This is a genomic window from Curtobacterium sp. MCLR17_034 (assembly GCF_003234485.1).
Taxonomy (GTDB): domain Bacteria; phylum Actinomycetota; class Actinomycetes; order Actinomycetales; family Microbacteriaceae; genus Curtobacterium; species Curtobacterium flaccumfaciens.
The window spans coordinates 1-19,323 of the sequence record NZ_QKTH01000001.1 but is presented as its reverse complement, the minus strand read 5'-3'; the positions used below and the strand labels follow the sequence as shown (position 1 = coordinate 19,323).

Sequence of the window (19,323 nt, the reverse complement as noted above, 5' to 3'; positions counted from 1 at the left end):
CGCAACGCCACACCGAGCCTCCAGGCCGACGCCGCGCGACGCGAGCAAGCAAGCAGCAAGCAAGCAAGCAAGCAAGCAGCAAGCAAGCAGCGAGCAAGCACCGCGCAGCGCGACCCGGGGACCCGGCAGACGCATGAGGACGCAACGCATGTCCAAGTCGCCCACCACGGCGCGCCCGTCCACCTTCCGCGCGATCGCGCGGATCTACCCCTACGTGAAGCCCTACCAGGGGCGCCTCATCGGCGGCATGGCCGCAGCGATGGGAGCCTCCCTGGTGGCGCTCGCAATCCCCTACGTGCTGCAGTGGCTCGTCGACGGTCCGCTGTCGTCGCGCGACTCGGCACAGATCTGGCCCGCCGGGCTCGGGGTGCTCGCCCTCGGTGTGCTCGAGGCGTTCTTCATCGCCTCGCGCCGCCGGCTGGTGATGCGCCCCTCGACCCGCATCGAGACCAGCATGCGCAACTCGCTCTACGCGAAGCTGCAGGACCTGCCGGTCGCGTTCCACGACCGCTGGGAGTCCGGGCAGCTGCTGTCCCGTTCCGTGTCGGACCTGTCGCTGATCCGGCGATGGCTGGCCTTCGGGGTCGTCCTGCTCGTCGTGAACATCGTGACGATCGTCGTCGGCTTCGTCGTGCTGTTCACCTTCGGCTGGATCCTCGGGCTGATCTTCCTGATCGCCTCGATCCCGCTGTGGATCAACGGTCTGCTGTTCGAGCGCCGGTACTCCGCCGTCGCGCGACGCAGCCAGGACCAGGTCGGTGACCTCGCCACGAGCGTCGAGCAGTCGGTGCACGGCATCCGCGTGCTCAAGGCGTTCGGTCGCGGCGGCGCGAAGCTCGAGGAGTTCAGCGAGCAGGCCGAGGCCCTGCGCGGCACCGAGATCAAGAAGGCGAAGGCCATCGCGGGCATCTGGCTGTGGCTGCTGCTCGTGCCGGACGTCGCGTTCGCGCTGTGCCTGCTCGCCGGCATCTGGCTGGCATCGCAGGGGCAGCTCACCGTCGGGCAGCTGTTCGCGTTCTTCGCGACGGCGACGGTGCTGCGGTTCCCGATCGAGTCGATCGGCTTCCTGCTCTCGATGACGTTCGACACCCGCACGGCGGTCGACCGCTTCTTCGAGGTCATGGACTCCGAGAACACCATCACGGACCCGGAGCACCCGAAGACGATCGCCGAGCCGCACGGTGCCCTGTCGTTCAACGGCGTGCACTTCCGGTACCAGGACTCCGCACCGCAGTACCCGGACCTGATCAACGGCGTCGAACTGCAGCTGCAGCCGGGCGAGACCATGGCGCTCGTCGGGCTCACCGGCTGCGGCAAGACGACGCTGCTCTCGCTCGTGCCGCGTCTGTACGACGTGACCGGCGGTTCGGTGACGATCGACGGGGTCGACATCCGCGACCTCACCCGCGAAGAGCTGCGCCGGCACGTCGGCGTCGCCTTCGAGGACGCCACCCTGTTCTCGTCGACCGTGCGTGAGAACGTGCTGCTCGGTCGACCGGACGTGCAGGGTGCCGAGGCCGAGGCGCTCATGCGCGAGGCGCTCGACATCGCGCAGGCGTCCTTCGTGGACGACCTGCCCGACGGCGTCGACACCCGGGTCGGTGAAGAGGGGCTGTCGCTGTCCGGTGGGCAGCGCCAGCGCCTGGCGCTCGCCCGCGCGATCGCCGCACGGCCGTCGGTGCTCGTGCTCGACGACCCGCTGTCGGCGCTCGACGTCGACACCGAGGCACGGGTCGAGGCGGGCCTGCGACGCGTGCTCGCCGACACCACGTCGCTCATCGTGGCGCACCGTCCGTCGACGGTGACGCTGGCCGACCGGGTCGCCCTGATGGAGAACGGCGTCGTCACGGCCGTCGGGACCCACCACGACCTGATGGCCAACAACGAGCACTACCGCTACGTCATCTCGTCGCTCGACGACGACGACGCGACCGCACGACAGGAGGCGATGGCATGAGCCAGCAAGAGAAGAACCTGCCGCTCGACACGTCGGCCGGGCCGGGAAGCGCGGATCCCGTCGTCGACGACATCGCCGACACGCAGTCTGCCGCGCCCGTCACCGCCTCGATCACCACCATGGGCGTGCGCGGTGAGGAGCGTGAGGACTTCACGAAGGCCGAGAGCAAGCGCCTGCGGCGCCGGTCCCTCGTCCTGCTCGGGTCTCTCGCCGCACCGCTGAAGCTCCGGCTGGTGCTGCTCGGCATCGTGGTCGTGGTCTCGACAGCCGGCACCGTCGCGGGTCCGGCGCTCATCGCGTGGGGCATCGACAACGCCCTGCCCGCGGTGATGGACCAGAACGACTGGGTGCCGGCGTTCGGCGTCGTCGCGACGTACATCGTCGTGGCCGTCCTCGGCGCGGTGCTCACCGCCTGGTACACGGTGCTCGCGGCACGGATCAGCCAGGCGATCCTGTTCGACCTGCGCAAGCGGGTGTTCCTGCACACGCAGCGGCTCTCGCTCGAGTTCCACGAGACCTACACGTCGGGCCGGATCATCTCGCGCCAGACGAGTGACCTCGACTCGATCCGCGAGCTGCTCGACTCCGGGTTGAACCAGCTCATCCAGGGCGTGCTGTACATGGCGTTCACCGCCGTGGCCCTGGTGCTGCTCGACCCGACGTCCGGGCTCGTGCTCGCGGTGTCGCTCGTGCCGCTCTGGTTCCTGATCCGCTGGTTCCAGACGAACTCGCAGACGCTGTTCCGCTCCACCCGTGTCACCTCGGCGCGCGTCATCGTGCACTTCGTCGAGACGATGACGGGCATCCGGGCGGTGCAGGCGTTCCGCAAGGAGTCCCGCAACCGTGACGAGTACGGCGGCTACGTCGAGGACTACCGGGTGGCGAACACGAAGGTGTTCAACCTGTTCGGGACCTTCGACCCGGTGCTCGTGCTCATCGGCAACGCCACGCTCGCCGCGGTCGTCATCGTCGGTGGCTTCCGGATCGTCGGCGGGACGCTCGAGGTCGGTGCGCTGCTCGCGGTCGCGCTGTACGCCAAGCGCTTCTTCGACCCGGCGCAGGAACTGGCGATGTTCTACAACGGGTACCAGTCGGCCTCGGCGGCGATGGAGAAGATCTCCGGTGTCCTCGAGGAACGGCCGAGCGTGCCGGACCCCGTGAAGCCCACCCGCCTGGCGGACGCCACCGGGAAGATGGACTTCGACGACGTCGTCTTCGCCTACAACAAGGGCAAGGTCGTGCTGCCGCAGTTCGACCTGCACATCCCGTCGGGGCAGACCATCGCCCTCGTCGGGTCGACCGGTGCCGGCAAGTCGACGCTCGCCAAGCTCATGGCGCGCTTCTACGATCCGACCCAGGGCTCGGTCAAGCTCGACGGTGTGGACCTGCGCGACCTCGACACGAAGGACATGCGCCGCGCGATCGTCATGGTCACGCAGGAGGCCTACCTGTTCTCCGGCACCGTCGCGGACAACATCGCGCTCGGCAAGCCCGGTGCGTCTCGTGCGGAGATCGAGGCGAGCGCCAAGGCCGTCGGCGCGCACGAGTTCATCATGGCGCTGCCCGACGGGTACGACACCGACGTGAACAAGCGCGGTGGCCGTGTCTCGGCGGGTCAGCGGCAGCTGCTCTCGTTCGCGCGGGCGTTCATCGCGGACCCGAAGGTGCTCATCCTCGACGAGGCCACGGCGTCGCTCGACATCCCCTCGGAGCGACTCGTGCAGGAGGGCCTGGAGACCCTGCTCGCCGACCGCACCGCAGTGATCATCGCGCACCGACTGTCCACCGTCGCGATCGCCCACCGGGTGCTCGTGATGGAACACGGCCGGATCGTCGAGGACGGCACCCCCGCCGACCTCATCGCCGGCACCGGGCGGTTCGCCCAGCTGCACGCGGCCTGGCGCGACTCGCTCGTCTAGGCCCCGGTCGGGCTGCACCACGTGGTTGGCTTGCTCCATGAGCAACGACAGCGTGGTGCAGCCCGGCGGCGTCGCCCTGCACGACCCCTTCTACGGTGCCCCCTTCACCGAGGCCGTCCGACGGTTCTGGCGGAAGTACACCGTGTTCACCGGACGGGCATCGCGCGCCGAGTTCTGGTGGTGGTGGCTGACGTCGTTCGCGATCGGGCTCGTGCTGCAGCTCGTGCCGCAGGTGTTCACGCCGGACACCCCGGTGCTCGAGAACCCGGTCGGCTCGTACCTGTTCATGCTGTGGGTGCTCGCGACGCTCATCGGGTCGCTCGCCCTCGGCGCCCGACGGCTGCACGACGCCAACCTGTCCGGCTTCTGGCAGTTCCTGCACGTGCTGCCGGGCCTCGGCTCGCTCATCGTGTACGTGCTGTGCCTGCTGCCCGCGAAGCCGAAGGGTGCGCGCTTCGACCGCTGACGGTGGACCCTGGCGGTGCACCCTGGCGGGCCGGCCTGCGCGGCCGGGTATCAGAACGGGTCGTCCGCGTCCGTGGCGGGTGACCAGCGCGCACGACGCATGTCGAGCCTCCAGGCCGTCGTCCCCTGCACGAGCGGCGTCCCCTCGACGCGGTAGTGCTCGAGCGCCCGGACCTCGTGGTGCAGCGGCGGGTGCCCACCCGCGCGCACCACGCGCCACCACGGCAGGTCGGCGCCCTCGTGCGCCATCACCTTGCCGACGGCACGCGACGCCCGCGACCCGAGGGCTGCGGCGACGTCGCCGTACGTCATGACGTGACCCGGCGGGATCATCCGCACCACTTCGGCGACGGCGGCGCCGAAGTCGACGGGGACGTCGTCGGATGCCACGTCGTCGGAGGGCACGTCGTCGGGCGTGCTAGAGCGTCAGGACCGCGAAGTGGTCGCCGTACTGGGTCTCGCGCACGACCTCGAAGCCCACGGCGCGGAAGAACGCCTCGGGGCTGTCGTCGCCGCCCGGCTCGTAGACGACCGTCAGCCGCTCGAACCCACGGCTGCGCGCCTCGTCCGCCAGGCCGTGCACGGCGAAGCGACCGACGCCCCGGCCCTGTGCGCTCGCCGCCACGTTGACGCGCCAGATGCAGCTGCGCAGCTCTTCCTGCGCGTTGTCGGCGTCGAACGAACCGATGATCAGGCCGAGGACCTCGTCGTCGTCGAGGACGACACGGGTCCACGCGGAGCTCGGCTTGACGTCGGACTCGGCGACCCCGTAGGTGGTCGGCTGCACGAACTGTTCCTGGCCCGGCTTGAGCGTCAGGGAGTTGGCCGCGGCAGCGGTCTTCGCGGAGAGTTCTTCCAGGCGCAGGTCGGACATGCGGCCAGGCTAACGGTGCAGACCCTGCGGAAGCCAGTGACGACGGCAGACCGAGACCGCACCGTTGCCGCGGTATGGTCGCGGCATGGCAGAGCATCGACGCGGAGCGAACCTCCCGTCGATCGGCGGGTTCAACCGCACCGTGGTCCTGGACGCCGTCCGCCGCTCGCCCGACGGCCTGAGCCGCGTCGAACTCGCCGCCCGCACCGGCCTGAGCGCGCAGACCGTGTCGAACGTCACCCGGTTCCTGATCGAGGCCGGCATGATCGTCGAGTCCGGCACCGTCGTGTCCGGCCGCGGCAAGCCCCGCACCATCCTGCGGCTCGAACCGGGCAGCCGGTACGCGGTCGGCGTGCACGTCGACCCGGCCGTCGTCACCTACGTGCTGCTCGACCTCGCCGGCACCGTCGTCGCCGCGTCCACGACCTCGACCCCCACCGCCGACGACCCGTCCGAGGTGGTGCGCACCATCGCCTCGGCCGTCGACGGGCTCGTCGCCGACGCCGGGGTGGCCGTCGACAGCGTGCTCGGCGTCGGGATCGCGAGCCCCGGACCCATCGACGTCGAGGCCGGCATCGTGGTCGACCCGCCGTTCCTGCCCCGGTGGCGGGACGTGCCGCTGCGCGATGCGCTCGCCGAGGCCACCGGCTACCCGGTCCTGCTCGAGAAGGACGTCACGGCAGCCGCGGTCGGCGAGATGTTCCTGGCGGGGGAGTCCTCGGCCCGGAACTTCGCGTTCGTGTACTTCGGCACCGGGTTCGGCGTCGGGCTCGTCGTCGACCACGAACCCGTGCGCGGGGTGGGGTCGAACGCGGGTGACGCCGGGCACATCATGGTCGACCAGGGGTCGCTCGCGGGCACCCCGGACGGCTCGGGTACGCGCGGCGAGGTCGGTGCAGCCGTCGCGCCGGACCGGTTGGTGCGGGTCGCGCGGTCGCGGGGGCTGGCGTTGTCCGGCTGTGGTGCCGGTGCCGGGGCCGGGGCGGGTGCTGGTGCGGATGCCGGGGGCACCGCCGATGCCACGGACGCCGCCGATGCCGCCGATGTCGACGCCGTGAACGCCGCGTGGGACGAGCTCGCCGCGGCCATCGCGGACGGGGACGACACCGCCGTCACGCTCGCGGCCGATGCCGGCACCGTCATGGGCAACGCCGTCGTCCTCATCGTGAACCTGCTCGACATCGACCGCGTGGTGTTCGGCGGCCCGTTCTGGTCACGCATCGCGAGTGCTGCCCTGCCGGCTGCGCGGACCGCCATCGTCGGGTCGCCGCTGCTCGTGCCGAAGCACGCCGTGCAGGTGGTGGAGAGCGACCGCGGTGCCGACGTCGCCGCCGTGGGCGCAGCATGCCTGGTGCTCGACGCCGCGCTCTCGCCGCGGGCCAGCACCCTGCTCATCCGGCGCTGACGGCACGGCGCCGTCGCCCGGCGCCCTGCTCGGCCGGAGCACTCCGCCCCGGCCCGCTACGCTGCGATCCGACGCAGCCGCCAGGTGTGCGGGATTGACGGGGGACACATGACGGACAGCACGGACACCACGGACAGCGCGAACGACACGGACGGCACGATGGACCCGCGGTGGGCGAGGGTGCGCCCACTCGTGTTCCGGACGATCATCGGCGCGGTCGTCGCCGCGGGCCTGGTCGGCATCGCCGCGGTGCTCCTCGGCGACTTCGGCATGGTCGCGGTCCAGCTGCTCCTGACGATCGTCGTGGTCGTCGTGTTCGCGCTGCTGTCCTGGTACGACGCCGATGTCTCGTCCAGGCGGTCGGGGATCTTCGCGTTCGCGAGCATCGCCACGTCGATGTACCTGCTCGTCGCCGGTCTGTACAAGGTGTGGATCGTGCCGACGGGCGTCTCCGGTGACGGCATCTGGTTCGTCCTGGAGCACTTCTGGCACTGGATCTGGCTCGTCGGCGTCGCCCGGGTGGCGCTCCTGCACGTCCACCTGCTCCTCGTGATCCACCGGCGGTACCCGACGCCCGTCCTGCAGGTCGTCGCGAAGGCCACCGTCGGCGTCATCGCCCTGCTCGCACTGCTGCTCTCGATCCCGCTGCTCGCGCCGGACGTCGACTACGCCCGCGGCTACTGGCGGCTCGTCTGGGTGGTGGTGATCCTCGACCTGCTCGGGACCGTCGTGGTGCCCCTGAGCAACGCCCTGTTCCGTCCGCGAGCCACGCTGCCGTCTGCGACGTGGCCGGTGCCCGAGCAGCAGCCGGCGTGGAGCGCGACGCCGACGCCCGCCGCTCCCGCACCGGCACCCGATGTGCCGCTGCCGCCCGCTCCTGCGCCCGCTCCCGCTCGCGCCTCCACCCCCGGCCCCGCGCCCGAGACGGTCGTCGCGTCCGACGGGCGTCGCTACGCGTCCCGTCCGTCGGCCTCCCGCGCCCTGGCCTGGCCCCGCTACGTCGACGGCACGCCCCTGCCCGCGCTGCCCGACGGGACGCCGGACTTCTCGGAGGTCACCGAGCGCTGACACCTCGAGCAACGAGTGTGCAGAAGACGTCGGGTCCGCAGTGCGGACCCGACGTCTTCTGTTCACCGGATGCGGTGAGCGCGACCGCAGGGCGGACTGGAGGCGCGGTGCGGGCCCGCACCGCGCCTCCCGTCCGCACGCCGCGGGTCCACGGCGCCGGGCGCGACCCGGGACACCGCCCGTTCACCCCGCGGCCACCGGCCGGTCGCGTGGATGCTGAACAGTCGTGCAGGTCTTCGCCCGCTCGCTCCCCCGAGAAGGACCCTGCATGCGCGCTCCCGCTCTGCGCCCGCCCACCCTGCGCCCGCCAACACTCCGCATCGGCGCCGCCGTCGCGACCGCCCTGGTCGTCGCCGCCGGTGTCGTCACCGCCAGTCCGGCCCTCGCCGCCGTCGGTGACGACGACCCGGCCGTCGGCGCCGTCGCGGCGAACGGCCTCGTCGTCAACGAGGTCGAGTCGAACGGCGACGACACCGACTGGGTCGAGCTCAAGAACACCTCGGGCACCGCGATCGACCTGACCGGGTACGCGTTCCTCGACTCCGACAACTCGCACGACGCGTACGTGCTGCCCGGCGGCTCGACGATCGCCGCCGGCGGGTACTTCGTCGTCGACCAGCTGTCCGCGACCGCCCCCGGCTTCGACTTCGGACTCGGCGGTGCCGACACCGCGCGCCTCTACGACCCCGCCGGCGACCTGGTGCTCCGGTACGCCTGGACGACCCACGCGGGTGTGACCTACGGCCGCTGCGCCGACGGTGTCGGGCCGCTCGTGGACACCACGGCCTCGACGAAGGGCACGGCGAACGACTGCTCCTCGCCCGTGCGCATCAACGAGGTCGAGTCGCAGGACGGCACCCCCGGCGACTGGGTGGAGCTGACCAACACCGGCAGCACCACCGTCGACCTGGGCGGGTACGTGCTGCGCGACAGCGAGGACGACCACACGTACACGATCCCCGCGGGCACGACCGTCGCGGCCGGGGGCTTCACCGTCCTCGACGAGGCGGCGTTCGGCTTCGGACTCGGCAAGGCGGACTCCGCGCGGCTCTTCGACGCCCGCGGTGCGGTCGTCGACTCGACCTCGTGGACGGCGCACGCCGCCACCACGTACGGCCGCAACCCCGACGGCACCGGCGACTTCGCCGAGACGGCAGCACCCACGAAGGGTGCGGCGAACCGGTTCGCCGGCATCGTCACCGCCGAGGCCTGGCCCGGCGGCCCGGACGAGACCGTGCTCGACGACGAGGACACCTTCACCGGTGACCTGAGCGGCATCGACTGGACGACCTCGGGGAGCTCGCGGGACGGGCAGCTCTGGGCCGTGCAGAACGGCGACGGCCTGCTCTACCACCTGACCTCGGACGGCGCGGGCGGCTGGGCGCCGTCGAACGCCGCTGGCATCGACCTGCGCTACGCCGACGGCACGGGCACCCCGGACGCCGAGGGCGTGACCGTCACGAGCGACGACCCCGGCGCCGTCTACGTGTCGACCGAGCGGAACAACGACGTGTCGAGCACGAGCCGCCCGTCGGTCCTGCGCTACACCACGACCGACGGCTCCGAGGCCACCCTGCGGGCCACAGACGAGTGGAACCTCGCCGCGGACTTCCCCGGGCTCGGCGCGAACGCCGGGCTCGAGGGCGTCACCTGGATCCCGGACACCTGGCTCACCGCGCACGGCTTCGCCGACGAGCGCACCGGCGCCGCCTACGCACCGTCGAGCTACGCCGGACACGGCGAGGGGCTGTTCTTCGTCGGGGTCGAGGGCACCGCGAGTGTGTACGCCTACGCCCTGATGGACGACGGGTCCTCGTCGCGCATCGCCACGATCGCGACCTCGCTCGCCGTCGTCGCCGACGTGCAGTTCGACCCGACGCTCGACGCGCTCTGGGTGGTCTGCGACGAGGTGTGCTCCGGCCGGACCGCGCTGTACGAGGTGACCGACGGGGCCTTCGCCGCCTCGACGCTGTACGAGGCGCCGTCGGCCGCCGACCGCACGCTCGCCAACGAGGGCTTCGCGATCTCGGGCGTCTGCACGGACGGGGAGCGCGCGACCTTCTACGCCGACGACAACGACACGGACGGGTTCTCGCTCCGGACGGGGACGTACCCGTGCGAAGGCGGCGACACCGATCCGGGCACGGAGCCCACGCCGACTCCGACCCCGGGCGACGGCGGCACGACGCCGGCCCCGACCCCGATTGGGACGCCCACAGCGGTCCCGACCCCGGGTCCCTCGGCTGCCCCGGTTGCTCCGGTGGCGCCGTCGGGGTCGCTGTTGACGGAGGCGAACCGTGGTGGGGTGTCGGCTCCGGCGTCGGCTCGTGCGGGGGAGACGATCTCGGTGACGGTGGGCACGGCGTCGGCCGGTGACACGGTGAACGTGTGGCTGTTCTCGGAGCCGACGCTGATCGGCACGGCTGTGGTCGCATCCGAGGGGACGGTTCGGGTGACGATCCCGGCGGACACGATGGCCGGCGTGCACCGCCTCGCGGTGACGGCTGCTGACGGGAGCCTGATCGGGTGGACCCCGATCACGATCACCGTGGATGGGCAGCTCGCGTTCACGGGTGCTGCGGGCCTCGGTGCCGGTGCGTTGGTGGCGTTCCTGCTGCTCGCGGCGGGCGCGGGTGTGCTGGTCGTGCGTCGCCGACGTCGGGCTGTGGCTGCGGAGTAGTCCCCACGCCCCACGGGCGCACTTCGTGAGCAGGAATGGTCGGGTCCGCAGTGGGGACCCGACCGTTTCTGCTCACCATGCGCGGTGGGCGCGACCGCGTGACGGACGGGAGGCGCGGTGCGGGGCCGCCCCGCGCCTCCAGGCCGGTGGGTGGCTGCGGTCAGTCCGCCGACCCGTGCATGGTCTGGGTGTCGTCCTGACCGGGGATGGCGTCCTTCGTGGTCCAGCCGTACCAGCGGCCGTCGATCTCGGTGACCGCGCGGCCGTCGCCGCAGGTGACCAGGCCCTTCGTCGGGAGCTCCTCGGGCAGGAAGTCGGCGGTCATCGCCGTGCCGCCGTACGACTCGTCGAGCGGGGTGCAGTCGTCCACGTCGACGCCGTCCTTCGAGGCGAACCCGATGACGTACCCGGGCTGGGAGACGTGGAGGCGCACGTCGATGTCCTTCGCGTCCTTCGGCACCCACTTCGGCATGAAGAAGGCCAGGTCCTCGGACTCCCCGGAGCGCGGGGCGTCGGAGTACGCGTCGAAGTGCTTCTGCGGGGTCTTGTTCGGCACGATGTCCTGGATCGCGCTGCAGCCGGCGGTCAGCAGCAGGGCGGACACCGCGGCGGTGGAGGCGAGGGCGATCCGGAGGGTGCGGCGGGCGGTGGTGGGACGCGTGTCGGTGCTCATGGATCCAGTCTCACGACGGACGCGGTGCTGAAACATCACGTGCGCACCCGGAAGTGGTCGGGGGTTACCCCCACCCGCCGCGCCGGGCCTGCCGAGGAGTACTCAGGAGTGCCCAGGTCGCCCCGGTAAGCAGGTTCGGTGCACCAGACGCAGCAGCCACCGGTCGGAGTCCCCTGGCACCAGGCCACCTTCCCCGCCTCGTTCTCGCGGTTCTGGCGGGGGTACGTCGTGTTCCGCGGTCGTGCCGCTCGTGCCGAGTTCTGGTGGTGGGCGCTGTGGTGGGCGATCATCTCCGCGGCGATCAACATCGTGTACGGCATCGGACTCTTCATGACGCCGCCACCGATGCCGAGCCCGGACGAGACGCGCGTCCTCGACCAGGCGATGCAGTCCTTCAACCCGTTCCCGGTCTGGTGGTTCCTGCTCACGTCGATGCCGGTCTTCGCCCAGATCGCACTGGGGGTCTTCGTGGTCGTCGGACTCGCGGCGCTGCTGCCCTGGATCACCATCGCGGTGCGGCGGCTCCACGACACGAACCGCTCCGGGTGGTGGGTCCTGCTGTACCTCGTGCCCGCCGGCAACATCGCGCTCGCCGTGTTCCTCGCACTGCCCTCGGAGCCACCCGCGGCACCGCAGCAGTCCGGGCCACCCGTCGGTGATCGGCCCGCGCACCCGGTCGTGACACCGCAGTAGCGTCGGGGCATGCAGCAGGAGATCCTCCGGTACACCGCCTTCGCCGCCGAGCCGGGCGGTGGCAACCCCGCCGGGCTCGTGCTCGACGCGGCCGGGCTGTCCGACGCCCAGATGCTCGCGATCGCCCGGCAGGTCGGGTACCCCGAGACCGCATTCGTCGTGGGTGCGACGTCGACCGGGCCGCGGGTCCGCTACTTCTCGCCGAGCGCCGAGGTGCCGTTCTGCGGGCACGCCACCGTCGCACTGGCCGTCGCGCTGGCCGAGCGCGAGGGGCCGGGCCGCCGGGTGTTCACGACCCTGGCTGGCGAGGTCGCGCTCGACGCCACCGTCGGTGCGGACGGCTCGGTGCAGGTCGCGATGACGAGCGTCGAGCCGGCGACACGGGACATCGAGCCGGGTCTGCTGGCGCGGCTGTTCGACCTGCTCGGGCTCTCGGCGGCGGACATCGCTCCGGGGTTCCCGGTGCTGGAGTCCTTCGCCGGCAACTGGCACCCGGTGCTCGTGCTGCACGACGGCGAGCTGTTCCACCAGTTCCGGTTCGCGCCGGGGCCCCTCGCCGAGCTCAAGCGCGAGGCCGGCTGGGCGGGGACCGTCACGGTGCTGCACCGCACCGGCGACCGGGAGTACGAGGCCCGCAACCTGTTCCCCGCCGGGCGCATCACCGAGGACCCGGCGACGGGATCGGCAGCGGCGTCCACCGGGGCGTACCTGCGGCAGATCGGGGCAGTGCAGCCGGGCGACCGCGTCACTATCCGGCAGGGGCGGCACGTCGGGCGTCCGAGTCTGCTGCTCGTGGACGTGCCCGAGGCCGGCGGGATCACGGTGACGGGGAGCGCGACGCCGATCTCCTGACGGACGTTCCTTCCCAGAACGCACGCGATGGGAAGCGGAATCGGGCGTACCTGGTCGAAACTTCCGACCCGGTACGCCCGATTCCGCCCGGTACGCCCGATTCGACTCCGTACGCCCGATTCCGCCCGGTACGCCCGAATCGGCCCGAGAAACTCCTTGACACGGTTAAGTCAATACGGTGGACTAATCCTGCGCGCGGGCGATGGTGCCCGCGGACATCACCCGTGCAAAGGAGCACCGATGAAACGCACCCGCATCATCGCCGGACTCGCAGCTGTGGCCGTGGCCGCAGTCGGTCTGGCTGGCTGCTCGAGCTCGGGGTCCGCCTCGAGCGACACGATCAAGATCGCGTACCAGAAGTTCGGTGCCTTCCAGCAGCTCGACGCCCAGATGAAGGTCGTCAAGAAGCAGTACGAGAAGGACAACCCCGGCAAGAAGGTCACCCTCGTGCCCATCCAGGCGCAGGGCAACGACTACTACACCAAGCTCGCGCTCATGAACAAGGCGCCGGCCACCGCCCCGGACGTCATGTACGAGGACACGTTCCTCGTCAAGGCCGATGCCGAGGCGGGCTACCTGCTGCCACTCGACAAGTACACGGACAAGTGGGACGAGTGGGACCAGTTCTTCGACAACGCCAAGCAGGCCGGGCAGGGTGACGACGGCAAGATCTACGGTGTCCCGATGGGCACCGACACCCGAGCCCTCTGGTACAACAAGGACATCTTCAAGAAGGCCGGGCTCGAGGTCCCGTGGAAGCCGAAGACCTGGGACGACGTGCTCGCGGCGGCGAAGACCATCAAGGACAAGCAGCCCGACGTCATCCCGTTCAACATCTACTCGGGCAAGGCGCAGGGCGAGGCCTCGACCATGCAGGGCTTCGAGATGCTCCTGTACGGCGCCGACGGCTCCGGCAACACCCTGTACAAGGACAAGAAGTGGGTCACCGGCTCGAAGCAGTTCGAGGACTCGCTCAAGTTCGTGAAGGACGTCTACCAGGGCGGCCTCGGCCCGACACCGCAGCAGGCGCTCGACACGAACGTCGGCACGACCATCGCCCAGACGTGGCTGCCGAAGGGCAAGCTCGCGATCGACCTGGACGGTTCGTGGCAGTCCGGCACGTGGCTGAAGTCCGGCACCGCGCCGTGGCCCGAGTGGAACGACGTGATGGGCCAGGCACCCATGCCGACCCAGAACGGGCAGGCTCCCGGCTACAACTCGATGTCCGGCGGCTGGACCCTGGCGGTGGGCGCGAAGTCGAAGAACCCGCAGGCGGCGTTCGACTTCATCACGAGCTTCCTCGACAAGGACGGTTCGCTGAAGTACGACACCGAGAACAGCCAGATCGCGGTGCGCAAGGACGTCGCGGACGACCCGGCCTACACGGCGGCGAACCCGACGTTCAAGTTCTTCTCGGGGTTGGTGGAGAACACCAACTTCCGCCCGGCGACGAGTGACTACTCGCAGGTGTCCAACGCGATCCAGGTCGCGATGGAAGCGGTCATGACCGGTCAGCAGTCGCCGAAGGACGCGGCTGCCGCCTACGACAAGGCCGTCACGCAGGTGGTCGGCAAGGAGAACACCGTCTCCGCTGGTTGACGGACGTCACCCACTGACGGCCGGGAGGCGCGGGGCGGTCCCGCACCGCGCCTCCCGGCCGTCCTTCCCCACCTTCGGAACCCCTCCGCACCCGGAAGGCACCCATCGTGTCCAGCACCCCCCTCGCGCCGACGCTGTCGGCGCCCGGTGCGCCGAAGCGCACCGATCCACCCGTGCCGCGCAAGCGGCGACCACTGCGGAACGTCGGACGAGCGGTCCCGCTCCTGCCCGCCCTGGTCCTCCTCGTCATCTTCCTGCTCGGCCCCGTCATCTCGTCGTTCTACGGGTCGTTCACCAACTCGGCCCTGACCGGTGCCAGCGCGGCCGACCAGCAGTTCGTCGGCTTCCAGAACTACGTCGAGCTGTTCCAGGACCCGGACTTCCCGAAGTCCGTCATCCTGACCGTCGTCTTCCTGCTGGCCTCGGCCGTGGTGGGACAGAACGTGCTCGGCCTCGGGTTGGCCCTGCTGATGCGCTCGGCCAACAAGGCCGTCCGGGCGATCGTCGGCACCTTCGTGGTCGCCGCGTGGGTCCTGCCGGAGATCGTGGCGTCCTTCGCGGCGTACGCGTTCTTCAACGACGAGGGGACGCTCAACACGTTCCTCGCCTCGATCGGGATCACCGGAGCGAACTGGCTCTACACGTACCCGATGCTCGCCGTGATCCTGGCGAACATCTGGCGCGGCACCGCCTTCTCGATGCTCGTCTACTCGGCCGCCGTGCAGGAGGTCCCCGAGGAGATCACCGAGTCCGCCGAGGTCGACGGAGCCACCGGCTGGCAGCGGCTCGTCTACATCACGCTCCCGGTGATCCGCCGGAGCATCTCGACGAACCTCATGCTCACGACGCTGCAGACCCTGTCGGTCTTCACGCTGATCTTCGTGATGACCGGCGGCGGTCCGGGCACGAACTCGTCGACCCTGCCGATCCTGGCGTACCAGGAGGCGTTCAAGTTCTCGCAGCTCGGCTTCGGGACCGCGATCGCGACCATCCTGCTCGTGGTGGGGGCGGTCTTCTCGATCATCTACATCCGGGCCCTCAAGCCGGAGGTGGACTGATGGCCATGACAGCCCCGTCCCTCGACCAGACCACGACCCGCTCGGTGACCGCACCGGGGTCGATGCACATGACGTCACCGCGCGGCCGCACCATGCGGTGGGTGTCGAACACCGTGCTGCTCGTCATCGCGGTGTGCTTCGCGGTGCCGCTGCTCTGGCTCGTGCTCGCCTCGTTCGACACCCAGGCGTCGCTGTCGGTGAAGTTGCCCTCGCAGTTCACCCTGGACAACTTCGCGAAGGTGCTCACCCCCGAGCTGTCGTTCATCCCGCTCGCGAACAGCCTGCTGCTCTCCGGCGGCACCGCGGTCGTCACCGTGGTGTTCGCGCTGCTCGCCGCGTACCCGCTGTCCCGGTACAAGATGCGGGTCAACAAGCCGTTCCTGTACAGCATCCTGTTCGGCACCGGCCTGCCGATCACCGCGATGATGGTGCCCGTCTACGCGCTGTTCGTGTCGCTCAACCTGATCGACAACGTGTGGGGCTGCATCTTCTTCCTCGCCGCCACGTCGCTGCCGATGGCGATCTGGATGGCGAAGAACTTCATGGACTCGGTGCCGATCTCGCTGGAAGAGGCGGCGTGGACCGACGGCGCCTCGATGCTCACCACCCTGACCCGCATCGTGATCCCGCTCATGCGTCCGGGCATCGCGGTCGTGTTCATCTTCGTGTTCATCCAGGCGTGGGGGAACTTCTTCGTCCCGTTCGTCCTGCTGCTCTCGCCCGAGAAGGTGCCCGCCGCGGTGAGCATCTTCAACTTCTTCGGGCAGAACGGGGCGGTGGCGTACGGGCAGCTCGCCGCGTTCTCGATCGTCTACTCCGTGCCCGTCATCGCCCTCTACGTGATCGTGTCCCGAGGCCTCGGCGGCGGCAACGCCCTCGCCGGCGGCATCAAGGGCTGATCCGCCGGTCCACCCCGGCACACTCTCGAAAGGAAACACATGCACCAGGACGAACCGCTCGTCGAGGCCCGGATCGCCCGCCTCGTGCGCGACCGTGTCGACCCCGCCGTCCTCCGTCGCTCGGCCCCGGTGACGATCGAGGCGTGGGAGGTGCCGGGCGAACCGGTGCCGTTCGACGCCGCCGTGGGCGAGACGTACACACCGTTCACGGTGGGGTCGCACTGGGGCGGACGCCCGTGGGGCACGACGTGGTTCCGGGTGACCGGGACCGTGCCGGCGGACTTCGGCACCGCGCCGGGGACCACCGCCGAGCTCCTCGTCGACCTGGGGTTCACCAAGCGGCAGCCCGGGTTCCAGGCCGAGGGACTCGCGTTCCGCGCCGACGGCTCCACGATCAAGGCGATCGAGCCGCGGAACGACACCGTGCCGCTCGAGGTCGGCCCGGGGGAGTCCTTCGAGCTCTGGATCGAGGCCGGGGCGAACCCGGACATCGGCGGCGACTCGTTCCAAGGGGCGACGCCGCTCGGCTCGCGCTCCACCGCCGGTGACGACCCGATCTACCGCCTGAAGGCCCTCGAGGTCGTCGAGCGCGACGACACCGTGTGGGAACTGCAGCAGGACCTCTGGGTGCTGCGCGGGCTGATGGCCGAGCTCCCCACCGACGGCACCCGCGGCGCCGACATCCTGCGGGCGCTCGAACGCGCCGCCGATGCACTCGACCCGGACGACGTCGCCGGCACGGCTGCGGACGCCCGGCAGGTCCTGGCGCCCGTGCTCGCCGTCCCCGCCAGCCCCGCCGCCCACCGCGCGATCGCAGTCGGGCACGCCCACATCGACTCCGCCTGGCTGTGGCCCGTGCGCGAGACGAAGCGCAAGTGCGCCCGGACGTTCTCGAACGTGCTCGACCTGATGGACCGCGACCCCGACTTCACCTTCGCCTGCTCGTCCGCGCAGCAGTACGCGTGGATCCGCGACGAGTACCCGTCCATCTGGACCCGCATCAAGCAGCGGGTCGCCGAAGGGCGGTGGATCCCGGTCGGCGGCATGTGGGTCGAGTCGGACACCAACCTGCCCGGCGGTGAGGCCCTGGCCCGCCAGTTCGTCGCCGGCAAGCGCTTCTTCCTCGAGGAGTTCGGCATCGACACCCCCGAGGCCTGGCTCCCCGACTCGTTCGGCTACTCGGGCGCCCTGCCGCAGATCGTCCGCGCTGCCGGCTCGAAGTGGTTCGTCACCCAGAAGCCGTCGTGGAACGAGACGAACGTCATCCCGCACACCTCGTTCCACTGGGAGGGCATCGACGGCTCGCGCGTGCTGACGCACCTGCCCCCGGCCGACACCTACAACTCCGACGTCTCGCCCGCCGACCTGCGCCGCGGCGAACGGAACAACAAGGAACGCGGCACCGCGAACACCTCGATGCTCCTGTACGGCTTCGGCGACGGCGGCGGCGGTCCCACCCGCGAGATGGTCGGCGCCGCACACCGCCAGCACGACCTCGACGGGTCGCCCCACGTCACACTCGGCACGCCGGCGCAGGTGTTCGAGCAGCTCGAAGCCGAGCTGCCGACACCCGGGGTCTGGTCGGGGGAGATGTACCTCGAGTTCCACCGCGGCACCTACACGTCGCAGATCCGCACGAAGCAGGGCAACCGCCGCTCCGAGCACCTGCTCCGCGAAGCCGAGCTCTGGGCAGCGGCGGCGGCGGTCCGGCTCGGCAGCGAGTACCCGTACGCCGAACTCGAGGACGCCTGGCACACCGTCCTGCTGCAGCAGTTCCACGACATCCTGCCCGGGTCCTCGATCGCGTGGGTGTACGAGAACGCCGAGGAGCAGTACGCCCGGGTCGCCGAGGTGCTCGAGGGGCTGATCGGCAGTGCGACGACGGCGCTCGCCGCAGGTGGGAGCGGAACCGGTGCCGTCACCGGCGCCGCCGCCGACGCCGCGTCGGTCGTGCGCTTCAACGCCTCGCCGGTCGCGGCAGGGGACGTGACCGCCCTGGCAGGTTCGGTCGTCCACGCACCGCGACCCGTGCCTCCCGTCCGGAGCGGCGACCGCTTCGTCTTCGACACCGGCGTCGTCACCGCGACCATCGACGCTGCAGGCCTCGTCGTCTCGTTCGTCGACCACGCCACCGGACGCGACGCGATCGCACCAGGCGCTGCGGCGGCGGAGTACACGGTCTTCCGGGACACCCCGAACCAGTGGGAGGCCTGGGACATCGACCGCGCGTACCAGCGCAACGGCACGGTGCTGTCGGCGTCGTCGGTCGCGATCGCAGGCGACGAGCTCGTGGTGGAACGGTCCTTCGGATCGTCGACGCTCACCACGCGCTACTCGGCCGTGCAGGGCGAACCCGAGCTGAGCGTCGAGACCGAGGTCGACTGGCACGAGCACCAGAAGCTGCTGAAGCTCGCGTTCCCGATCGACGTGCTCGCGTCGTCGGCCTCGAGCGAGATCCAGTTCGGGCACATCGACCGGCCGACGCACCAGAACACCTCATGGGACCACGCACGCTTCGAGACCTCGGCACACCGCTGGGTGCACGTCGCGGAGCCCGGGTTCGGCGTCGCCGTGGCGAACGACTCGACCTACGGCCACGACATCACGCGCGAGACCCGGCCGGACGGCGGGATCACCACGCTCGTGCGGGAGTCGCTGCTGCGCGGACCGACGTTCCCGGACCCGAACGCCGACCAGGGGCACCACGTGTTCCGGACGGTGCTGCGGATCGGGGCCTCGGTGCTCGACGCCGCCGACTCCGGGTACCGGCTGAACCTGCCGGTGCGGAGCGTGCCCGGGTCGGCCGAGGTCGCGCCGCTCGTCACGGTGTCGTCGCCACAGGTGTTCGTCGAGGCAGTCAAGCTCGCCGAGGACCGCTCGGGAGACGTCGTCGTGCGCCTGTACGAAGGACTCGGGGGCCGGGCTGCTGACGTCGGGGTCACCTTCGGGTTCGACGCTGCGTCGGTGGCGCAGGTCGACCTGCTCGAACGGCCGCTGGAGCGCTCGTGGTCGGCCGGGGAGCCCGTCGTGCTGACCGTGCGGCCGTTCGAGATCGTGACGCTGCGCGTGCGTCGGGCCTGAGGCAGCGGGCCCGGCGTTCGGTCGGGGAGAGACCGCGGCGCCGGACGGGACACGGGTGCGTTCCGTCCGGCGCCGTGTTGCGTGTGGGTGGGTGCGGGTG

The 19,323-nt window shown here is 70.7% G+C and carries 15 protein-coding genes; 12 read left to right on the top strand and 3 right to left on the bottom strand.

Going from position 1 to position 19,323, the window contains the following annotated elements:
• The first annotated feature begins 148 nt into the window (after window positions 1–148).
• The 3 genes from DEI98_RS00080 to DEI98_RS00070 all read left to right on the top strand — a co-directional run bounded on the left by DEI98_RS00080 (window position 149) and on the right by DEI98_RS00070 (window position 4,342).
• On the top strand, window positions 149–1,957 hold the full coding sequence (locus DEI98_RS00080) for an ABC transporter ATP-binding protein (RefSeq protein WP_111099527.1): 1,809 nt from the start codon (window positions 149–151) through the stop codon (window positions 1,955–1,957).
• Between the two features lie 119 nt (window positions 1,958–2,076).
• Window positions 2,077–3,876, top strand: coding sequence for an ABC transporter ATP-binding protein (locus DEI98_RS00075; RefSeq protein ID WP_111099782.1), 1,800 nt, complete (start codon window positions 2,077–2,079; stop codon window positions 3,874–3,876).
• Window positions 3,877–3,913: 37 nt separating this feature from the next.
• The gene (locus tag DEI98_RS00070) at window positions 3,914–4,342 is read left to right on the top strand and encodes a DUF805 domain-containing protein (RefSeq protein WP_111099526.1); all 429 of its coding nucleotides are present in this window, start codon (window positions 3,914–3,916) and stop codon (window positions 4,340–4,342) included.
• 50 nt (window positions 4,343–4,392) lie between these two features.
• Here the strand turns inward: DEI98_RS00070 and DEI98_RS00065 are convergent, their stop codons facing one another.
• Complete coding sequence (locus DEI98_RS00065) at window positions 4,393–4,746, bottom strand: MGMT family protein (protein WP_258370686.1); 354 nt, start codon at window positions 4,744–4,746, stop codon at window positions 4,393–4,395.
• A gap of 13 nt (window positions 4,747–4,759) precedes the next feature.
• Window positions 4,760–5,215, bottom strand: a complete 456-nt coding sequence (locus DEI98_RS00060) for a GNAT family N-acetyltransferase (RefSeq protein ID WP_027466669.1) — start codon at window positions 5,213–5,215, stop codon at window positions 4,760–4,762.
• A gap of 85 nt (window positions 5,216–5,300) precedes the next feature.
• Here DEI98_RS00060 and DEI98_RS00055 point away from each other — a divergent pair, with 85 nt between their 5' ends.
• The 3 genes from DEI98_RS00055 (at window position 5,301) to DEI98_RS18980 (ending at window position 10,368) form a co-directional block, all read left to right on the top strand.
• Entirely contained in the window at window positions 5,301–6,620 is a 1,320-nt protein-coding gene (locus tag DEI98_RS00055) for an ROK family transcriptional regulator (RefSeq protein ID WP_111099525.1), read from the top strand.
• 108 nt (window positions 6,621–6,728) lie between these two features.
• Window positions 6,729–7,688 carry a hypothetical protein gene (locus DEI98_RS00050; RefSeq protein WP_111099524.1) on the top strand — a complete coding sequence of 320 codons (960 nt, stop codon included), beginning with the start codon at window positions 6,729–6,731 and terminating at the stop codon, window positions 7,686–7,688.
• Between the two features lie 268 nt (window positions 7,689–7,956).
• Window positions 7,957–10,368, top strand: coding sequence for a lamin tail domain-containing protein (locus DEI98_RS18980; RefSeq protein WP_111099523.1), 2,412 nt, complete (start codon window positions 7,957–7,959; stop codon window positions 10,366–10,368).
• A gap of 160 nt (window positions 10,369–10,528) precedes the next feature.
• Here DEI98_RS18980 and DEI98_RS00040 read toward each other — a convergent pair whose 3' ends face one another.
• Window positions 10,529–11,041, bottom strand: a complete 513-nt coding sequence (locus DEI98_RS00040; protein ID WP_181437884.1) for a hypothetical protein — start codon at window positions 11,039–11,041, stop codon at window positions 10,529–10,531.
• A 138-nt stretch (window positions 11,042–11,179) separates the two neighbouring features.
• On the opposite strand from DEI98_RS00040, the gene DEI98_RS00030 reads away from it, so the two are divergent.
• The 6 genes from DEI98_RS00030 to DEI98_RS00005 all read left to right on the top strand — a co-directional run bounded on the left by DEI98_RS00030 (window position 11,180) and on the right by DEI98_RS00005 (window position 19,223).
• Entirely contained in the window at window positions 11,180–11,734 is a 555-nt protein-coding gene (locus DEI98_RS00030) for a DUF805 domain-containing protein (RefSeq protein WP_111099520.1), read from the top strand.
• A gap of 9 nt (window positions 11,735–11,743) precedes the next feature.
• Window positions 11,744–12,586 (top strand): PhzF family phenazine biosynthesis protein, encoded by an 843-nt coding sequence (locus DEI98_RS00025; protein WP_111099519.1) that lies wholly within the window; start codon window positions 11,744–11,746, stop codon window positions 12,584–12,586.
• A 240-nt stretch (window positions 12,587–12,826) separates the two neighbouring features.
• Entirely contained in the window at window positions 12,827–14,185 is a 1,359-nt protein-coding gene (locus DEI98_RS00020; protein WP_027466665.1) for an extracellular solute-binding protein, read from the top strand.
• Between the two features lie 107 nt (window positions 14,186–14,292).
• Window positions 14,293–15,243, top strand: coding sequence for a carbohydrate ABC transporter permease (locus DEI98_RS00015; protein WP_110894824.1), 951 nt, complete (start codon window positions 14,293–14,295; stop codon window positions 15,241–15,243).
• Between the two features lie 5 nt (window positions 15,244–15,248).
• Entirely contained in the window at window positions 15,249–16,142 is an 894-nt protein-coding gene (locus tag DEI98_RS00010; protein WP_371836703.1) for a carbohydrate ABC transporter permease, read from the top strand.
• 39 nt (window positions 16,143–16,181) lie between these two features.
• Window positions 16,182–19,223 (top strand): glycoside hydrolase family 38 C-terminal domain-containing protein, encoded by a 3,042-nt coding sequence (locus DEI98_RS00005; RefSeq protein WP_111099518.1) that lies wholly within the window; start codon window positions 16,182–16,184, stop codon window positions 19,221–19,223.
• The last annotated feature ends 100 nt before the right edge of the window (window positions 19,224–19,323 follow it).